Source organism: Bacteroides sp. OF03-11BH, from assembly GCF_003604005.1.
Lineage (GTDB): Bacteria > Bacteroidota > Bacteroidia > Bacteroidales > Bacteroidaceae > Bacteroides > Bacteroides ovatus.
Genome location: NZ_QTMW01000044.1, coordinates 1 through 18,974 on the forward strand (window position 1 = coordinate 1; position 18,974 = coordinate 18,974).

The window sequence follows — 18,974 nt, forward strand, 5'->3', positions numbered from 1 at the left end:
AAAAGGTCTTTAAATCTAGCTGAAGCATAAAATTAGAAGTTTAACAAACTAAGTAGCAGAAGTATATGCAAATCATTCAATTTGTTTTTTCGGTCATCATCGCTCTTTGTGCAGTGGCTATGTTTGTCGGAGCGGTAATAACGCCAAGTCCGATAAAGGTTGTGTCGGTTACGTTGTTGGCTCTTATTTGCCTATTCTCCTTGTTTCTCGTGAAATTGGCTTATTGTGAAATGAAATCTAAAAATGATATACTATGAAAGTGTCAGAACAATTTAAAAGTACCATCAAGGCATACCTTGATAATATGGCAGCGGTGGATAGTCTGTTTGCTCCAGTCTATCAAAAACCTACAAAGAATATAGATAATTGCATTACCTATATTTTAAACCAAGTGAAGAAAAGCGGTTGCTGTGGTTTTAGTGATGATGAAATTTTTGGTATGGCGTTGCACTATTATCAGGAAGATAATATTGAGGTGGGTAGCCCATTGAAATGTAATGTAGTCGTAAATCATCATGTTGAATTGTCAGAGGAAGAAAAGAAAGCGGCTCGTGAGGCTGCTATCAAAAAATTGCAGGAGGAAGAATTGGCAAAGTTGAAGAAGCGTCAACAAGCTAAACGTGAGAACAACACCGAAGTACAAACCCAGTTAACTCTTTTTTGATATGAAACCCAAGACAAAATTACAAATGGAAATCGTGAATGGGAGCAGGAAGTTAGCTCCCGTTTCAGAGGCTCAAAAGCGTTATGCCTATAAACATTGCTTTGTGCATTATTTCAAGCGTGATGCAAAGGGGAATTGCTTTTGTTTGGATTGTGGGCATACATGGCGGGATAAGGAAGATAAGAAAAACTGTAAATGTCCTCATTGCGGTATGAACCTGAAATTGGAGAATAGCAGGAAAAGGACGGCTGTATATAAAGAATATTTTTGTGTGATTACTACATACAAGCAATATCAAGTTATCCGTTTTTTTATGGTGGACTGCCGGCTGAAAAAAGGGTCTCCGGCTAATTACTTTATAATTGAGGCGGTACAGTGTTGGATGAATAAAGAGGGCAAGACAGAAACGCTGTCTTTGCTGCGGGGCATGTCTATATTTTATTACGATGCATGGATATATGGAAGTTCTTTGGAATTGCGTAAGCGGAATGTGCATCATGACCGTATTTATGATATTTGCCCGGCAGTTATCTATCCGAGAATGAAAGTGATACCCGAACTTACGAGGAATGGATTTAAGGGTGCCTTTTATGATATTTGTCCGAGTTCCTTCTTTATGACATTATTAACTGATAATCGGATGGAGATATTATATAAGGCAGGGCAAATGAATTTGTTCTTGAGATTTTTAGAGAGAAAATACGGTATAGATAAGTATTGGACGTATGTAAAAATCTGTTTAAGACATGACTATGTGATACATGATGCGGACTTGTGGCTGGACTATGTGGATATGCTGATAGAAAATAAATTGGATGCGAGAAATCCTCATTATTTGTGTCCGTTGAATGTAGAAGAAGCGCATGATTGGGTGATGGGGAAATGTAAGAAAAAATATTCTGAAAAGGATGAAAAAGACTATATTGCTGCCAAATCACGTTTCTTTAATCTTTCGTTTGCGGATGGAAATATTATGGTTCGGGTATTGGAAAGCCTTTCGGACTTTTACAAAGAGGGAAAGTTGCTGCATCATTGTGTATTCAGCAACGCCTATTATAAGAGAGAAGATTCGTTGATAATGTCGGCAACGGTGGATGGAAGGCGCATGGAAACGGTGGAGTTTTCACTTAGCAGGATGGAGGTGTGCCAGTGTCGTGGAAAGTCTAACCAATTATCAGCCTATCATGACCGGATTCTGAATTTGGTACGGGATAATATACCGTTGATAAGGGAAAGGATGGTAGTGTAATGAATAGCCCACACATCTAAATGTGTGGGAGTTCTTTTTTGGAAGACGCCCAAAAAAGAACCCCAAAAAACGTTGTCGCTACACATCGTTACGCTCGGATTATTTGCTTGTCGGCTTTAGTTTGCCGATACATTTTTCCATGTCGGGGGACAATAGGAAAGAAGCCGTCTTTTTCTGCTGCACCCCTGAGTGTGGCTGGACGATGGCATACCTGCATTTTAATATCTTGCCGATAACTTCCGTACTGTCACGGTGCAGGTACATGGCTTTCATGGCATCCGTTGCTTTCAGGCTTTTTTCGGCTTCCATATAGGCGGAAAAGGACGGTTTGAATAAGGCACGGGGACTTTCCGCTTTCTGTATGACAGCGGATAATTGTGCGCTTTTGTTGTTCAGGTAGCACAGGCTGTCCGATACGGTGACGTCTTCTGTTTCCAACACTTCCAGTAGTTCGAACTTTAAATCCGTCCAGGTGCCGTGAGAATCTGTCTGAACCCATTCCGCAATGGCCTTCTCATAGCCGGGTTTGCTGCATGAGGAAAAGGCAATGAGCAGCATACAAAAAAATAAATGCTTGATATTCATATTGATCTGATTTTATAGGTTGTCGTATTATGTGATGGAGCAAATCTATGAGGTTACTGGCCGTCCTCCGTGGAGGAACAGATGCCACACGAGATTTTCAGATCATCGTTCCAATCCTTGTTTTCCGAAAGTTCGACGTTCTTCAGTTTCCGTACCTTGTTGCGGAGTTCATCGTTACTCAGGCTCTCGACATCAGTCGTATCGCCATGAAAGTAACGATGCAGCCATAGAGTGTACTTGTGCCCTTGTTTGTCGTTGTCAAAGATGCTCCGGAGCTCCTTTACCTGGTTCTTGTCAAGAATCAGGCGTAATAGCCTCATTTGTCCTTCCGTGAATGTCCCTTCCGTAGATACATATACAAGATTGAGGTCGTTTCCGGAATGGCGTAATTGATAGTGGGAGATACAGTCTATAAATGACTCCCCAATGTAGAGAATGTCTATCGGGCGGCTTTTGTCATGGTTGCTGGTCGCCAGACAGTCGAACTTGCCACCGATAATCCCTTTGAATGTTTCATTTCGTTGAGAAATGGCTTGCACACCGTTTTCATTGTACATCTTGATGCACACGTTGCGGTAAACACTCCCTTTGTTCTTTACCTCACGGATAAAGAAAGTGTCTTTGAAGAACCGGCTTTCAATGCTTTCTTTCAGGATACCTCTTTTCTGGAGATAATTGCCCTTGTAGGGTTGTAGCTGGCTCAAGTAGAATTGAAGTTCGTCCGCTCTCATGCTTGTGTTACCTACTTCATACCGGCTTTTTTCGGGTGTCGTGATGCGGTTGGTGTTGATGTAGTTCTGAAGGATCTCCCCCACCTCGCGCAAGGACGGCATTTTTCCGGTTGTTTCAAATAGATGTTCCTGCATCAGATCCATGATACTGCGGCCACGCACGCTGTCACTATGCACGTCCCAATAGGTGTATTGGTTCTGCGAGTTCCGCTTGATGACGATGGTATGCGTTCCGTTGCTCATTTTGGGACAGGAGTTGGAAGAGCCTTCCACGATTTTCCATCCTAGTTCCAGCAGGAAATCGGGCAGAGAAATGGTTGTTTTTATCTGATTGAAATCGACTTTCATAACGTTGACTGGATTAGTTGAATCTCATTTTATCTGAGCTTAGATTATAAATGAGAAAGATTATCTTTCATAAAGATAAGAAATATCATCTAAATATGGAAGAGAAAGTATATGTTTTTTGATTCGTCTGCATTTTTATTTCAAGGTACTGTAAACCAAATCAACAGTAGTGTCTATACCGGGAACGGCCTCCAACTGTTTGCTCTGGTTGAATACGCTTTCCCCGTCTTTTTTTATCTGCATGGTGATGATAGCACTCTCTTTTGAATAGAGAATGCCTTGCACGGTAATTTGGCTGACAGGCTTTTCCGTGCTGTATTCCGCTTTATCGGTGAAACTCTCATCTACGGAAGCTGCGGAGGTACCGGTGCGTTCGTTCCTGAATCTCACGCCGTCAAGATTATATATATGCACACTGCCTTTGGGTGAGGAACCGGTTACGGCTACGGTGATGTGATACATGCCGGCTTTGTCTGTTTCCGATTGGATTTCCTCTTTGTTGCATGAAGCGGCCAATAAGCAGGCTGCCGCTAATAATGAATGAATTTTTCTCATGGTAGGATTCTTTTGTTGAATGTTATCGGATGATTTTTTGTTCTGTCTTGTGTGTCCCGGTTGGCGGAACTGCTGACTTTTCTTTTAATTTGTCCTCTATCTTTTTGAGGATGGCGTTGACATCTTCAATGATTTTGATGTAGTTCTGCTGGATAATCTCTTCCAGGATTTCCAGTTCCATCTCTTCTTTGCCGTTGCCCAGTTTGACCGGTAAGGAGAAACGGGGTATCTCCTTCTCTTCAAAACGGCACATATCCATCTGCACGCTGAAGAATGGCGGCTTGCCTCCGGCAATCTTGCCAATGAAGTGTCCGGCTGCTTGTCCGGCAATGTCCCTTGCCTTTAAGACTTTTTCTTTTTGCAGGCTCTCCGTGACACTGTTATTGCCACCGGCTTGGTGTGAATAAGATTCTTGCGCTTCTTTCTTCTCCCCAAGCAAGTTCTCGATGTCTTTGGCGGTCTTCTCATTTCCGGTCATACCGTAAGCCTGCGTTCCGCAGGAGGCTTTCAGGATGTTGGCACTTTTCTCTCCATAGTCCCTGACCGCTTGGTTGAAGTCCTGAACGGCGAGAATGGTAGCGACATTGTGCTTCCGGGCGGTTCCGATGAAAGTGTCAATGCCTTGCAACAGGATGGTCGGAAATTCATCTACCATGAATATGCTGGTCGCTTTGCCGGGATTGTTCATCTGTGACATCAAGACGCTGCCGATGCAGGAAATAGCAGGGGAAACGGCTTCCTTGATGGTGGGCGCATTGCCTACGCATAACAGCGTTGGGTGTTCCTTGTTGGTTATATCCAAAGAGAACTCTTCTTCGGGAAGTGGCGACAACACCCAGAAGATGTATTTGTTGTTCAGGAGTACCAACGGAGTCTGTGCGGATGATACGGCTCCGGCTGTCTGCTGTTGTGCACCCAGTTTCCAGGCGGTCAGCATGGAGGACATGTTCAATGCGATTTCAGGATCTTCCGACAGCCAGTGGAATACTAGGTTGCTGTCAGAAAGGGCAAGGGCTATCACATGGGGCAGCGTACAGATACCAAGCTTCCTTTCCTTGAAACATTTATAGGCGATTGAATAGACGTAGTTGATGGCATTGTTGGCCCAAAAGTCGGTCTTTTCCTTCCAGCTTGCTTCCAGATTCTTCATCAGTGTCATGATGATATTGCGGATGAATAGCGATTCGTTTCCCTTTGACATGTATTGCGGAGAAAGTACGTTCACCCTGACCGTGCGTGACATATCCACAAAGTTGATATAGGCGAAACGGGGTGTTTCCATCCCCTTGTTCCGGAAATGTTCGATGCTTCCGTATGCGATACGTGAGAGGATGGGTGACTTGTCCTTGGTGGGATCACCCTCCCAATCGTACACGAATCCGGCATAGTTGCGCTCGGCGCACTGGTAGATGATTCCCTTGATCCAGCTCTCTGATTTACCGCTTCCCGGACCGCCGTCGATATAGACATTCTGCTGCGGCTTATGGATGACCAGCGGCCCGGAGGCGGTTTCAAAGCGGAAGTAGAAAGCCGATTCTTCCCGGCTTAACCCGAAAATGCTATCATCGGATTGGGCATGACGCCGGATGAAATAAGGCAGAGTCTTGATGACAAGCAGCGTGTACGCTACGAATAGAATGGGAAATACAAATAGGTTATACCACGCTGATAACCGGCTGAATCCGACAACCAGCATGGATGCCGTAACCAGTGTCATACTGGTGTAAACCCATTTCTTGTTTTCGTCTTTCACTTTGCCAACCGGAAAGAGAAAAGCGAGGCCTCCGATCAGGATAACGTAGAGAAACCGGAATAGGATATCCTTCTCCATCAGCCTTTCCCACATGGCCGGATTACGTAGTGGAGCGTATAATCCCGTAACGATAGCCCACTGAAACAGTACGGCTGTCCCGATGAGCGTGGATAGCAGGATCAGGATGAATGACAGGTCTTTCTTCTCTCTTTCCATGGCCGTTGCTGTTATTGGGGTTGTCCGGATGCCGTTCCGTCACCGCTCTCTTTTTTCTCTGCCTTTCCCAGTAACTCAATGCGTGAGACGGTCAGGCTGACGGATGGGATGTGGCTACCGTCATCCTTCTGGAATACATCGGCATACACATCGCCGCAGACATATACCTGTGTCCCTTTTTTCAGATACTCAAAGACTTTACTCTCGTAATTCACGAAACAGCATACCCATAGGGTCTGTTCCTCGTTGTTCACGTTCTTGTACTTGGTGGATACATGGAAGTTGAATCCTTTTCCGTTCTTGTTCTGCCGGGCATCCGCACCGACATAACCGATAATTTGTCCTGTAAACATAATGATGGTTTTTAAAAGTTTATAATCCGAGCTGTGGCTCATTCATATTTTTCATGGCTGGCTCCGCTTCCATGGAAGGCAGCGAAATGCCGAAAGTGCTGTGTAGCGTTTCAAGGTTGTCGGCTGTAGGATGGTTTGCCGCAACACTTTCCAATAACCGTGATGAAGGGGTAAAACCTTCGTTTTTCATCTGCTCCAATACCGGACGGTTGTCTTGCAGGACGGCCTGCGTGAACCGTTCCTCCGGTGTGAGGTACTGTTCCATCCGTGCGGTATGTTCCTGAATCATATTGCTGGCTTTTCCTACATCGGCAAGGATGTTGTAGATGAATTTGGGATCTTCTTTCAAGGCTCCCAGCCAGTTTTTTAGATACATGGCATTTTCTTCCCGGATATGGGTGGATATTCCCAGGCTTTGCCCGACGGTAGCGGAGGTGAGTTCGGCAACCAGTTCCTCTTTGGCATATTGCTTGTCTCCGAAAATCACGCCTTTTTCCCGGTTCAGATGCTCAGGTTCTCCAGTCGAGTGCGCCATCTCATGCAGTAGTGTGGAGTAGAAATTCTCTCCGTCCTTAAACTGCCCCTTCAGGGGTACGACGATATGGTTATCTTCTCCCCTTGCATGGTAAGCACTATTTCCTTCCTTGGAATAAATGGGGCAGATCCATTGCTGTTCCCGTACCATCGCATCAATCAGAGGCACGGTGAGCATCCCTTGCTCGTCCTTGATGGCCGGTATCTTGAATTGCTCCTTCAATGCTTCCCATTTCTCCGGTTTCGTTTCCTGAAGATTGGTCTGCTGTACGTTGAACACATTGTATGTCTTCAGAAACGGCGTGACCTTATATTCCTGCTGCTCGTTTTTATCCAGGTTCTTATATACGTCGAAAGGTATTTTCTTTCCGTTCTTGTCTCTTACTGAGAAATTCCAGTAAATGACTGGGAATGACTTTTCTCCTTTCAGTATGTTAAGGCCGTTGTCTTTGGCTTGCATGAAGGTCATATAGACCGGCAGGCTGTACTGCTCTTTTTCCGAAAGTAGAAACAACATGAAGGAATTTACTCCGTTGTAGGTTCTTCCCTCGATATTTTGCGGAAGTCCCCCACCCTTTATCCCGAACCAAGGCTTTTGCCAGTTGTCTTCCACCTGCTTTATCTTTTCGATCATCAGTTCGGCGAAACGCTGTAATGCTTTATCACTTGCTGTATCCATGATTTATTGGTATAGATTTCTGTTCTCGTAATCAAGCAGCCATTCTCTGGCCGTTTGGTTGTTTGTCTCTTGCTGCTTGGCAGCCATCTCTTCTTGATAGGCTTGTGCAAGCTCTTCCTGTGCAAGTAGAAACTCTAAGTCACTGATTTCTCCTGCAATGTTTTTCTGTACTAATTCATCGTAATCCATAATTCCTGATTTTTTAGGTTATAAGTCATTGAAAGCCCGGTTGATGGTGCTGGCTATCGGACGGGCCATTTCCTTGCTGTTGTCGGGTTTGGGTGTGCTGGCCAGTTTGACATCTCCCAGTGTCTTTGTGCTGCCTTCCATCCCGAAAATCTTTTGTACGGCTATCAGTGTGTTGGCTTGCACACCCGTTTCACGCATCCGGGTAAGGTCTTCTTGAGTGAGCCGGTACCCTTCTTTCTGTATCTCTTGGATGACATGAAAGTTGTCGGTCTGTGCGGCATCCAACAGACGTGCGGCCTGCCTTTCATGTTCGCCCTGTTCTTCCGGCTTGGTGCCGAACAGCTGGATGACTTCATGGGTTTGCCTTTCATCCAGACCGTGTTCCTTACCGATTCCTTTGATAAACTCTTCACTGGGTTTATATCCTTCCTCTTTGAGCTTCCCGATTTTTTCAAAGTCATGTTTGCCCACCGCTTCCTTAAACTCGGCTTCCATATTGCGCCCCTCTTCGTGTTTTTGCTCTTTTGCAGCTTCTATGTTGGCCGCATGGGCTTCCAGTTTGGGGGTCATGGCCTTGATCAGCTCTTGTGCCTTGCCGGGAGTGATACTCTGTATGTTCTGTATCATGACTCCTTTCCTGTCATCCGTCAGTTGGATGTCGGCAATGAAGTAGCCTTCCGGACTGTGCAGCAGCTTGTTCTCCAGTGCATGGCCGTTGGCGAGCAGGTATTTGTCGGCTTTGGTTAACTTGTAGCCGCCATATTCGCTGGTCTGCCCGATGATGTCGGGAATCTTGATTTCCTGGTTGGTGCGCAGGATGACGGAGTTCAGATCCCGGTCAACTTGCAGCAGGATGTCCTTCTTATTTACGGTGATGGGTACGATGTCACCGGCAAGCAGCTGTTCTTTCTCTTTCTTGCCCAACTTCTTTCCCAGCACCTTGTCCGGGATAACCAACGCCTCTTTGCGGTAGAATACGGAGATTCCGTCATCGTTGAAACGGAGCTTCCCCGGTTTGCCGTGTATCTCCATCAAATCAGACATGACACCCTTTTCCAGCTTGGTGCCTTTCCCGTCGAGGATGTTCCCTTGCTTGTAGGCGTATTCATAGAGCGACTGTCCGGTGTAGCATACCTTCAGGCGATGGTCGATGACGGTAAAGCCGTCCTTGTCATGTCCCTTCAGGTTCTCCCACCGCTTGATGCTGATGCCATCCTTCTCCAGCTCGGCGACATATTTAGGATCATTGGCACGTTCCTTGTCAAAAAGGGCGGATACACGTTCTTTTGATTGGTCACGAAGGCTTTCATCGTACTTTGCTCCGGCTTTTTCCCTGATTTCGCTTACGCTCATGCTCAGCTCTTCCCCGTCTTTGCGGAACCGGAAATATCCGTCCCGGTATTCGGTCTGATAGCCCAGTGATTCGGCGATGCCGCCGAACTGTCCCACGTTGTCGAACATATAGGTGTCTAATGCTTCTCTCAGTTTCATGGCTGTGGCTTGTATAAGGGTTCTGCGGAAAGGATGTATTCGTTCAACACGGCCAGCTTGATGTGCCGCCCGCCGTTTCGCTCGTAAATCTCGATCTCGAATACCTTATCATCGGGTATCGTGAATTTGTCGAAACCAAGTATCAGCCGGTTCCGGCTCTTGCCCTTGATTTTCGTATCAAAATCTTTCTGATAGATAGGTTCGATGGTCGTTTCTTGCTGGATGGCGTTCTTGCTCTTCTTTTGGTCACGCTGGAAACATTTGACAAACTCGATGTCGTAGTCGATGTATGATTTGTTTTTCAGGTCAAAGATGAAAAACATGAAGTCCTCATGCACATACAGATTGGCCATTGACAACTCAAACTTGTTCTCGATGACCCCCAGGCTGTAGATGTTGCGCTTCTTGGTGCGCAGCTCTTGGATGCATCTTTCCATTTCCTCGCTGTTCACATCCACATGGGCGGTATATTTGCGCTGGTCATCAAAATTGTAGGTGAATACGGAGGTATTGCCCCGTTTGATGGTGATGTGGTAAGTGTTCATGGCCTTATCCACCACAAACAGGTTGGAATATGCCACGGCATCTTTGGCGGTTGATACTTTCAACTGGTTGTTGTAGGCGGCCAGAGTGAAGGACACCTCGTTGCCGGGCGTTCCGTAAGCGATGTCCTCCGGAAAGAAGAACTCGGCCAGATGGAGGTCGCTGACTTCTGCCTGATAGTCATGGTGCTGCCATTTCCCGTTGTCCTCGTAAATGTTCGGGTACGAATCCGTGCCGCCTTCGGGAAGGTAGCGGATGTGATAGGTGTAAACGCTTCCGTCGATGCAGACTACGGTCAGGTTGGTCTCTTCGGTGAATCCTTCCGCTTGCGCCGAGAGCCTGACGATATGGGGCGCCTCTTCTACCCGGCTGGCCATGACAAGCTCCTGTTCGCCGATGGCGATATCAGATACTTGCACAGGAAATACCAGGTGTTTCACACAGTCGAAAGAGATAAAGATGTCTTTTTGGCTGATGGCTTGTTTCCGGGGAGTGCCGTTTTCCTGAGCGAAGAGCGGCAGACTGCACACAAAGCAGTAAAACAGTAGATAAATATATTTCTTCATGTTGTCGATATGTTAAACGGTTCTTGAAAAAAAGGCGGTGAATACGGTAATGCCCCATAGAAGAAGCAGGGTAATGCCGAAAGAAACGGTCAGCGGACGGATTTCTTTAAAGGCTCGTCCGTTCCGGCGTGATACGTAGATCCGATAGCCGAAAAAGACCGCTGACAGCGCAAGCAGGTAATTGAGAATGTCTATCATAATTTGTCTATCAATGTTTGAAGGGGATGATTTTTCTTGTTCGTTTTCTCTTGTTCCATTTGCTCATAGAGCTTCTGTAACTCCGCTTGCACGGCTTGCCTACGCAACTTCGATTCCTGACTCTCTTCTTGGATATACATTTCGTAGTTGGACTTGAGATGTACCTTCACTTGTGAGAGGCTCATGTTCAAGATTTGCTTGGCTACCTGGGTGGTGGCGTTGACTACGCTGGTCACTTCGCTGGCCATCGTGCCGATGGAAGAGAGCGGCATGTCAATGTTCTGTACAAGACCTTGTTCCATACGCTTGGCTGCACTGGCTTTCAGGTTATTGGGCAGGTTCAAACCTTCCATGGCATCATTGTCGAAGACAACCACCGATACGGGATTGAGGTTGTCTCCTACCTTCAGGTTGCTGACTACCACATCGAGGCGGTTGGCTCCCAAAGTGGCGATACCGTAAAACAGCGTGTTGGCCGGTATCTTCATGCCGGATAGGGTTACGTCCTGAAGCAACCGCATCCGTACCGTACTGCCCGTGACTACGGTCTGGTCGCCGTGGATGCAAGCCCTGAAGAGGTTGCTGTTTCCCGGTGCGGAGGTCGGTTGGCGGCGTACCCGCTTGCCGTTTTCGGCATGGTAGATCGGGCCTTTTTGCATCAGGCTGTCGGCGGATGGATGGCCGGAAGGGTTGGCAGCGGCTTTCTCCGTTTTTCCCTCTTGGTCATAATTGACAATCCGTTCATACATGCGCTTGCGGTATTTGTCGGATTCTTCCAGTTCCTTGCGGATGCGTGAGTTCTTCTTGGCTTCCCGGATAATCTCGTTGAGCGCCTGCTCGTCCTCCAGTCCGTCCAGTTGGCTTTCCAGCTGATGAGAGAAGCGTCCGTTCCGGCCACCTCCGTATTCTGCCATGACTTCGCTGTACGGATCGTTCTGCATACGGCGGATGCGCTCCAGTGTGGCACGGTCATACCGCTCCTGCTGGTTTTGCAGCTCGAAGTAAAAATCAGATCCTTTGACCTGAGACTCTTTCAGGATGCGTGCCTTCTCCTGCTCTTCCAGTTTGTCCTGCTTATAGGCTTCCATCTTGTCGTTCACCTTGTCGGCCATTTCCGACTGTGGTTCCAAAAAGGCTTGCGAGGCGGCCTGTCTGTCACTCCCTGACGGCACGTTCCCGTCCTCACGGATGAAGAATACATAAAGGAAGAGGATGCCCAGGATTACCGGGATGGCCATCAACAGCTTGTTCTTGTCTTTGATAAGTTTATTCGGTTCCATGGTCGGTTGGTTTAGAGGTTTCTGACTGGTTTTCATTCTTGCCCGGAGAAGCTGCCTGCGATGTGTTGGTGCCGTTGCTTTCCACGGGTTCGGAATAGCGGACAATCCAATCTTCTATCTTGGCTCCGTGCGCATTTTCCTCGCTGCGGGACAGCATATCATAGATGGTGAACTCCGCTTCGATATTACGTGAGATGCTTCCCCGTGCCCGGTACCCGGTCTGCGTGAAGATTATCTTTCCGGAAACGGGTATCGTTTGTGTGTTAATCTCTACATCCTTGATGCGTACCCCGTAACGGATATTCTTTTGTATGAGTGAGTTCAGCATATTCACATCGTTGTACTCGTTCAACAGCTCCTTCCCCTTGTTGCCTATGAGGTTGAGCGCAAGCGAAATGTTCTTCTCGTAGCTGCTCTCGTCAAAGGCATACCAGTGGGTTACGAAGGTCTTTACATGGTTCATGTATTCGTATTGCCGCATATCGCTGGCAGACAGGCTGCTTGCCTCATAGACTTCTCCCTGCCTGTCGATGACGAGAGCCTGGCCGTATGCTTTTTCTATTTTGTTGATAAGGAAGATGATACTGCTGGCAAAAGCGATAGTCAGAATGATGCAGTACCCGGCTGAAAGCCGGATAGTCAGCTTGACCGCATCATCTGCTCCTTTGAATTTCATCAGATTCATAGTTCTATTTTTTATTGTTGTCGTTTATGAAACTTGCCCCGATAGAGGCGGCACCGCCTACGTTGGTCAGCTTGCCGCCTGCCGCTGCGCCTCCCATCAGGGCGATGGTGGCCGCCGTGGTGACGATTGACACGGTTTTCGAAATGATTTTCCCGGCATCGCTGTGTCCTACGATTTTGGAGGATAGCCAGAAACAGCTGCAATAAGCACCAATCAGGGCGAGATCCATTCCTAAATATTGTATCTGCTGCGTAGCTGCGTCCACCATGTCGGCACTTTCCGTATAGATGGCCTTGAAGGTCTGCCATATGATTTGGTTCAGAATATTGATGACGGTGAATACCATACAGGCGGAGCAGAGCGTACCGAACCAGATACTCAACTGTTTCTGAAAGACCGGCAACATGCTTACGGCAAAGACAAACGGGCCGAGAATGACCAGTAGCTTGACAATGACCACGCCGATACCCAAGATGACTACTTGTATGATTCCTACCAATAGGGCGGAAATGCCATGAAGCACAAGGGTGGCGAGGTTGGCGGGGTTGAGCAGCTGCACAATCTTCTCCACGCTGGAGCGTACACCGGTCATTTCGTCCTCTTCCATCTTTTTATCCAGTTCGTGCTGCATGGCGCCGGTGCTGTCTTCTCCGGCTGCTACCTCCGACTGGAGGCTGTGTTTGTCGTATTCGGCAATCATCTCTCCTTGTTCGATGGCTGATTGTGCCATGAACTGGGCAAATTCCTGCGCACGCTCGGAGGTCAGCGAGGTGGCTTCGTTGATTACTTCCATCGTGCCTACGATGGTTTGGGCGATGGGGGTGTATATGCTTAGGCAGAAGAACAGTACCAGGCAACGGGCGATTTCCATCATGTCGGGAAATTTGTCCTCATTCGGGCTTAACAGCTGGCTGGCTCCGTGATAGAGATAGTTGTATGCTAGGTTGCAGATAAAGCAGATGACACCAACACCGAAGGCGATGACTGTCATTTGCGAAACGAGTTCCATCGTCAGACCGTCCGTGATCTGAAGTCCCCAGAGAAAATTATCTTGATTCATAACGCTTTAATTGGTGTGTCGTGTGAAAGCGGCCAACCGTCCCTGGTAATAGGTCTTCCGGTTATGCCCCTTCATGGATTTGTAAATGACCGTGGAACGCACGGATTCGTTAAACTCACGCATCTCTTCGGCGGCTTTTTCCACCGATTCCTTCACCTGCTCGATAAAGGACATGCGCCCTTCCGAGTTCATCGAGAAGTAACTGGTCACGGTGGCCACCTTGAACAGCAGGTCGGTACTCAGGCTCAGATTGACGGTCACACGCTGAAAGTTGAGAAATTTCAGGCAGTGGTAATTCGATCCTACGTTCAGGTAAAAGCTGTAGTCGCTGCTCAGGCAGGCTACGTCGTCCAGCAGGTCGGCAAGCTCTTTCAATGATTTGAGTTCCTTCAACTGGTCGATCTTTTGCAGGCCGAGCCGCAGTTCCTGGGCATCGATCATTTCATTGATTTGTGTAACCCATTTCTTGACATTGGCGATCCATTCCGTTGAGTTCAGCAGGGTGTGGCCGGGATCATGCACGACGAACTGGGCATGAACACTGCCGGTTCCCATCAGCCCTATCGAGGCGGCAAGTCCGAGTATGAGAATGATTCTTTTCATGACGGTTATTTGTTGGTGATGAATAATAGGGTGAATATGACACATACCAGCCAGGCTGTCAGATAGCTCTTGGCATTTTCCTTTTTCGTGGCGAGTGCCCATACCACGAAAATGAGCGCAACGCCCAAAAGTGCGGCGGCAATGCTTCCGGCAAGATTGTATGCGCTGCCGTTGAAGTCGGTTGACCAGCCTAGAAGGGCGGTCAGCCCTTGGGTGGCGTCATCCATACTTTTTCCTCCTTTCCTCCAGATAGCGGTTGATGGCCGTATAGGTCGAGCCGCTTTCGTTGAACAACTGCTTCAGTCGTACTACTGTCGCCTGGCGCGAATCGAAGGCTACGGCGGCGAAGTCGGACACCTCGTTGCGGAAGATGAAGGCATCGTTCGACATCTTGATGAAAAACTCTCTCCAGCGTTCCGTGCGCTGCAACGACTCGATCATATAGGCCTCTTCGTCCGTGATGGAAAGCACGGCTTTCACTTCCGGCAGGTTCTGCCGGTGTTCTGAATGGTCGAGGATAATCTTGGTCGCGCAGTTGATGATGATGGAGTCCTTGATACTGGACGGCATGTTTTTCAAAAACAGGATGTTCTGTGCGGCCAGCGTGATGCTTCCCTCCTTTTTACGGAAGGTTCGGTACAGGTAGGCGATGAAGTCTCCGAATTTCTCGTCTTGCAGGAAGTCGAGTGCTTCGTCGATGATTAGCTCTTTGGCAAACCCCTGGCGTTTCTTGATTTTATCCACGATCATTTGCAGGGTGATGATGGCAACGAGTGGAAAGTACTCTTTCTTAGAGGCATCTTCCATATCGAAGGCTATCAGCCGGTCATGCACGATATCCACGTTCTCGGTAGCGTTCAGCAGGAATGACAGCTCTCCGTCCGTATAGGGTTCCAGTAAAAGCAACAGCTCCTCTATCTCGAATTTCTGTTTCTCAAACTCGGTCATCCGTTTGCTGAACACTTCCTTCAGATAAGCCCGGTAAGTTATCAGCGTCGGGAAGATACGCTCATGCTTCTCTCCTATTGAAGAATTGTTCACATAGTCGTAAAATCCGATGACGGATTTCCTGAGAATGGCGTTTTCGGCAGGCAGCATGGGTTCACGTACCTTCCAAATGTAGCTGATAATGGCGACGATGGTCTTTATCTGGTCATCGGCAGACTCGGCATCCGTGGTGTCGATGTACAGGTATTTGCCGTTCTTGTCACGGTCACACAAGAAGGGGTTGAACGCAAATTTCTTCTGCTCGGTAGAGTCGAAGTATTTGCCCCGGTTCAAGGCTATCATCGAGCGGTAAGAGCCGCCGATGTCAATGATCATCACATCCCGGCCCAGCTCATAGCTTTGCAGGATGTAATTGTTCAGCCAGAAAGATTTACCGGAACCGGACGGGCCGATAACGATGCGGTTCTTGTTGTTCAGCGCCGGATAATCCCAGAGGTTTATCTTGGCGGGAGTACCGAAACGGTCATGGTAGATATGCCCTTTCTCGTCCGAAAGGTACATCCCCTCTTTTTGCAGATAGCAGATGGCCTGCTTGGTCGTGTTGACGAAGCCCCGGTAATTGGCCCTGGCATTGCCGGGTATGTTGCAGAAGAACAGGTTGCACAGCTCGGCGTTCTCCACATAGCACGAACTTTGGTTCATAAAGCTGAAGCCTTGCTGTACCAGTGCGGTTTTCCGCATGAGCGAGGTGCGGTCTGTATCGTTCAGCACGACATTGAAGGCGGTATAGGCGGTCTGGTAGTCGAACTGGGTAATCTCATCGCAGAAGGCTGCCTGCTCGCGTTGCTTCTCTGCCGCCGGAGGGTAGAAGTTGGTGATGTAGTTCAGCGCGTCTTTCTCCGCACCGATGGCCGTTACAGTGGCATCTGGATCGGTTATCTCTATCACGATGTTTACGATGTGGTTGAACGGCAGGCCAAGTCCTACGGGGTACAGCATCGAGCATTTGCTCCGTATGCTGTCCGGTATCTCTATGTTTCCCCCGTATGCCTTCGACTTGCCGGTGTGCGGCACGGCCAGTTCCTGAAGATGCTCGCCTTCGTTGGTCAGCGAAAGGATGGAAACGTGCTGCTGCCCTATTTTCATGCTTCCGCTTTCACTGACAGCCATAGGGTTGACGCTCTTCTGCGTGGCATCGTTTTCCGGTGTCTCGTAAGAGAGGTTGACGTAGTCGTAGATGGCGTTGTTCAGTTCCGTATCATCCATCTTGCGTATCTCAAACTGCTGGATGGACGACAAACCGTTCTCAAAGTTCATCAGAAAGGCTTCCATTTCTGTCAGCCGTTGCTGATATTCCTTATAAGGTTGCTTGAACGGGTAGTGCAGCTTTCGCATCAGCGAGGTGCCCGATGCGCTTTTGCGTATCTTACCGTTTCGGCTGCCGTTCGTGAACGTCACATACAGGTTGGTGTAACTGTTCAGTATCTCCTTGCCGTTGAAATGACGGTTGTTCTCCGCTATCAGGGCATTGGAAGAGTATTCTGCATGATGGTATCGCCCCGTATAGTAGAAATTCTGCTGATGGATGACCGTGCCTGCCGGAAGCAGCTTCAAAAGAGCCTCCAACCGCTCATGGATGTATTGCGCCTCGCTTTCCGACAAGGTGAACACTTCGGGCAGAAGCAGCCGGTAGCCGACGGTGATGTCACCGTTCCCGTTGATGACGGCGTTCTCCGTGATGGTCTGGATAGGCAAGACACTTTCCAGATCCACGGATTTGTCCTTCACCTCTATCTCTGTCTGCCGGATATACAGCAGAGCAATCAGCAGGCACAGCGCACAGATTAGCAGGGATATGAGTATGATGATTCCTATCATGGTTGCTGTTTTAGGATGAATTTGAAAATCTGCCGTTTGTCCGTTATCTGCCGGGGGGTGGCGTTCTTGATCCGGAGGCCGGTCAGGTAGTCCGGGTTACCGGCCTTGTGTTCCTTTTTCAAGGTTTGGAACAGCAGACCGGATAGAAACAGAATGGCGGAAATGATTCCGATGATGAGTATCGGGTGCAGCTGCTTGAATATGCTCACGATGATGATGATGGCCGTCAGCAGCATGAAGATGGCGAACTGTCCCGATGACAGACCGAAGAACTTGATCGGCTTGTTGATTTTACGCATGGTTCTCATGGCTCTTCGTTTTTAGATAATCAGGAAGGCTACCATGATGACTACCACGGCGATGATCCAGCCGAGCAGGTATTCCTTGGCATGGGGATTGTTCGTGGCAAGCGAATAGATGACAAAGACCAGAGCGATGCCGAGTACCGCCGCCAAAATGTATTTGGCTACGTCCAGAATGGTGTCCGCACCCTCTTTGGCTTTGTCTGTCACTTCGGATAGGCTGTTAATCTTCAGGCCGCTTTGTGCCTCCGCCACTTGTGCCGTTCCCAACAGCGTGAAGAATATGAGAAAGGTGAAGATAACCTTTCCATAGCGGTTAATGACTTGGTTCGCTTTTTCTCTTACATTTTCGATTGCTTTCATTTTGTTCCTATTTTTTAATTAAACATGAATCGTTTTCAGTCTCTCCCATTGCACATCCTTATACTTGATGGATATGGGCTCTTCTTTCGGCTGTTCCGGCAGTGGTTTGCCTGAGTAGTAGTAGGCTCTTCCATGCAGGTACATATCGGCTATCTCGGCAGCCAATTCCTCTTCTTCCAGCTCAGGCTGAAATACCACGCAGATGACCGGACAGGCTCTCTCCTGCCCTTCCTTGCGCACCGCCTCCCTTATCGGCTTCTCTTTCTCCTTTCCGGAAGAAAGTGCTTTCTTCTTTTTCCGAAAGTAAAAGTGAAGCGTGACACAGGCGAGTATGGCAACCAGTATCAAATCCACTACGTTCATAAGAGTTGCCAGATAATGAGCCAAGTGACCAATGCCGTGATATAGGTGATGATGGCCTCTTTGGTGCGCTCGTGGTTACTTATCAGCTTTTTAAGTACCGCTAGTCCGGCACATAGAAAGCCTACCCCTATCAGCATGGCGCCTATTTCACGGTATAAGGAGATCAGGCCGGATACATTTGTATCGGCTAACAATATGATAATAAGCATGGTGATATGATTTGTCGGTTAGTAGAGCAGTATCTTTATTCCTACGTTCCAGACAGTGTTCCACTTGTCAATGGATAGGGGATTCCAATGTTGTTGTATGCGGGCAAGCAATGCCGTTCGGGGCAGGATGAATACTTCCAGTTCCGTTTCCAGTTTCGGGCCGATGATGAAGTTGTATTCCTTATCGGGGTGGCGGACGTATTCTGTACCGATGAATCCTCCCAGGCCGATGCCCCAGTAAACGGATTTCAGGTTGCAGGCCAGGGTTCTGTAATAACCGCCGTCCACAAAAAAGTCCTTACCCTTGTCATGTATCGTTTCGGGAATCGTTTCTTCCGGGTTCAAGGTAGAGACTTGCGGTAGGTTGGCTGTATATTCGTAAGGTTTCTCAAAATAGCTAAACCCGGCTTTCCAATAGCTTGTCCGGTTGATGTATCTGGAAAAGGACAGGTTGTAATAGTTGCCTGCATTGCCGAACAGGTTAGTGCCGTAGTTCAATTCAAGTGCCGGGATGTTCTCATAATGGCGTTGCGCAAAAGCGCTTACGGTGCATAACAGCAGGCTAAGGCTGATAGCAGTCAGTCTGATGTGTTCCATGGGAATTACTCTTTAGGTTATTAATGTTATAT

General features: G+C 48.0%; 23 protein-coding genes. 2 read left to right on the forward strand and 21 right to left on the reverse strand.

Annotated elements, in window-relative coordinates:
* Positions 1–253: 253 nt before the first annotated feature.
* Both DXA54_RS22305 and DXA54_RS22310 read left to right on the forward strand, forming a co-directional pair.
* The gene (locus DXA54_RS22305; RefSeq protein WP_005868911.1) at positions 254–664 is read left to right on the forward strand and encodes a PcfK-like family protein; all 411 of its coding nucleotides are present in this window, start codon (positions 254–256) and stop codon (positions 662–664) included.
* A 1-nt stretch (position 665) separates the two neighbouring features.
* Positions 666–1,913, forward strand: a complete 1,248-nt coding sequence (locus DXA54_RS22310) for a PcfJ domain-containing protein (protein WP_005868910.1) — start codon at positions 666–668, stop codon at positions 1,911–1,913.
* Between the two features lie 99 nt (positions 1,914–2,012).
* On the opposite strand, the gene DXA54_RS22315 is transcribed toward DXA54_RS22310, so the two are convergent.
* The 21 genes from DXA54_RS22315 to DXA54_RS22415 all read right to left on the reverse strand — a co-directional run bounded on the left by DXA54_RS22315 (position 2,013) and on the right by DXA54_RS22415 (position 18,942).
* Entirely contained in the window at positions 2,013–2,498 is a 486-nt protein-coding gene (locus tag DXA54_RS22315) for a hypothetical protein (RefSeq protein WP_005868909.1), read from the reverse strand.
* Positions 2,499–2,551: 53 nt separating this feature from the next.
* Positions 2,552–3,577, reverse strand: coding sequence for a toprim domain-containing protein (locus DXA54_RS22320; protein ID WP_005868908.1), 1,026 nt, complete (start codon positions 3,575–3,577; stop codon positions 2,552–2,554).
* Between the two features lie 135 nt (positions 3,578–3,712).
* Positions 3,713–4,132, reverse strand: coding sequence for a hypothetical protein (locus DXA54_RS22325; RefSeq protein ID WP_005868906.1), 420 nt, complete (start codon positions 4,130–4,132; stop codon positions 3,713–3,715).
* Positions 4,133–4,154: 22 nt separating this feature from the next.
* Positions 4,155–6,101, reverse strand: coding sequence for a type IV secretory system conjugative DNA transfer family protein (locus DXA54_RS22330; RefSeq protein WP_005868904.1), 1,947 nt, complete (start codon positions 6,099–6,101; stop codon positions 4,155–4,157).
* Positions 6,102–6,112: 11 nt separating this feature from the next.
* Positions 6,113–6,496 carry a single-stranded DNA-binding protein gene (locus tag DXA54_RS22335; RefSeq protein WP_007564694.1) on the reverse strand — a complete coding sequence of 128 codons (384 nt, stop codon included), beginning with the start codon at positions 6,494–6,496 and terminating at the stop codon, positions 6,113–6,115.
* Positions 6,474–7,667, reverse strand: coding sequence for an ArdC family protein (locus tag DXA54_RS22340; protein WP_005868899.1), 1,194 nt, complete (start codon positions 7,665–7,667; stop codon positions 6,474–6,476). Before DXA54_RS22340 ends, DXA54_RS22335 begins: the two co-directional genes overlap by 23 nt.
* Positions 7,668–7,670: 3 nt before the next feature.
* Positions 7,671–7,856 (reverse strand): hypothetical protein, encoded by a 186-nt coding sequence (locus tag DXA54_RS22345; RefSeq protein ID WP_005868897.1) that lies wholly within the window; start codon positions 7,854–7,856, stop codon positions 7,671–7,673.
* Positions 7,857–7,874: 18 nt separating this feature from the next.
* On the reverse strand, positions 7,875–9,347 hold the full coding sequence (locus tag DXA54_RS22350; RefSeq protein WP_005868895.1) for a DUF3945 domain-containing protein: 1,473 nt from the start codon (positions 9,345–9,347) through the stop codon (positions 7,875–7,877).
* On the reverse strand, positions 9,344–10,456 hold the full coding sequence (locus tag DXA54_RS22355; protein ID WP_005868893.1) for a DUF4138 domain-containing protein: 1,113 nt from the start codon (positions 10,454–10,456) through the stop codon (positions 9,344–9,346). Before DXA54_RS22355 ends, DXA54_RS22350 begins: the two co-directional genes overlap by 4 nt.
* Before the next feature lie 12 nt (positions 10,457–10,468).
* Complete coding sequence (locus DXA54_RS22360) at positions 10,469–10,654, reverse strand: hypothetical protein (RefSeq protein WP_007564699.1); 186 nt, start codon at positions 10,652–10,654, stop codon at positions 10,469–10,471.
* Positions 10,651–11,934: a conjugative transposon protein TraM gene (gene traM, locus DXA54_RS22365; RefSeq protein ID WP_005868892.1), complete on the reverse strand. Its 1,284-nt coding sequence runs from the start codon at positions 11,932–11,934 to the stop codon at positions 10,651–10,653. Before traM ends, DXA54_RS22360 begins: the two co-directional genes overlap by 4 nt.
* On the reverse strand, positions 11,921–12,619 hold the full coding sequence (locus DXA54_RS22370) for a hypothetical protein (protein WP_005868891.1): 699 nt from the start codon (positions 12,617–12,619) through the stop codon (positions 11,921–11,923). Before DXA54_RS22370 ends, traM begins: the two co-directional genes overlap by 14 nt.
* Positions 12,620–12,623: 4 nt before the next feature.
* On the reverse strand, positions 12,624–13,679 hold the full coding sequence (locus tag DXA54_RS22375) for a hypothetical protein (protein ID WP_005868890.1): 1,056 nt from the start codon (positions 13,677–13,679) through the stop codon (positions 12,624–12,626).
* Between the two features lie 6 nt (positions 13,680–13,685).
* Complete coding sequence (locus tag DXA54_RS22380) at positions 13,686–14,282, reverse strand: hypothetical protein (RefSeq protein WP_005868889.1); 597 nt, start codon at positions 14,280–14,282, stop codon at positions 13,686–13,688.
* 5 nt (positions 14,283–14,287) lie between these two features.
* Positions 14,288–14,509 carry a hypothetical protein gene (locus DXA54_RS22385; RefSeq protein WP_005868888.1) on the reverse strand — a complete coding sequence of 74 codons (222 nt, stop codon included), beginning with the start codon at positions 14,507–14,509 and terminating at the stop codon, positions 14,288–14,290.
* The gene (locus tag DXA54_RS22390; protein ID WP_005868887.1) at positions 14,502–17,108 is read right to left on the reverse strand and encodes a TraG family conjugative transposon ATPase; all 2,607 of its coding nucleotides are present in this window, start codon (positions 17,106–17,108) and stop codon (positions 14,502–14,504) included. Before DXA54_RS22390 ends, DXA54_RS22385 begins: the two co-directional genes overlap by 8 nt.
* Positions 17,105–17,416: a hypothetical protein gene (locus DXA54_RS22395; protein WP_005868885.1), complete on the reverse strand. Its 312-nt coding sequence runs from the start codon at positions 17,414–17,416 to the stop codon at positions 17,105–17,107. Before DXA54_RS22395 ends, DXA54_RS22390 begins: the two co-directional genes overlap by 4 nt.
* A gap of 12 nt (positions 17,417–17,428) precedes the next feature.
* Positions 17,429–17,773 carry a hypothetical protein gene (locus tag DXA54_RS22400; RefSeq protein ID WP_005868883.1) on the reverse strand — a complete coding sequence of 115 codons (345 nt, stop codon included), beginning with the start codon at positions 17,771–17,773 and terminating at the stop codon, positions 17,429–17,431.
* A gap of 18 nt (positions 17,774–17,791) precedes the next feature.
* Complete coding sequence (locus DXA54_RS22405) at positions 17,792–18,136, reverse strand: hypothetical protein (protein ID WP_005868881.1); 345 nt, start codon at positions 18,134–18,136, stop codon at positions 17,792–17,794.
* Entirely contained in the window at positions 18,133–18,345 is a 213-nt protein-coding gene (locus DXA54_RS22410) for a hypothetical protein (RefSeq protein WP_005868879.1), read from the reverse strand. Before DXA54_RS22410 ends, DXA54_RS22405 begins: the two co-directional genes overlap by 4 nt.
* 18 nt (positions 18,346–18,363) lie before the next feature.
* Positions 18,364–18,942 (reverse strand): conjugal transfer protein TraO, encoded by a 579-nt coding sequence (locus DXA54_RS22415; RefSeq protein ID WP_005868877.1) that lies wholly within the window; start codon positions 18,940–18,942, stop codon positions 18,364–18,366.
* Positions 18,943–18,974: the final 32 nt, after the last annotated feature.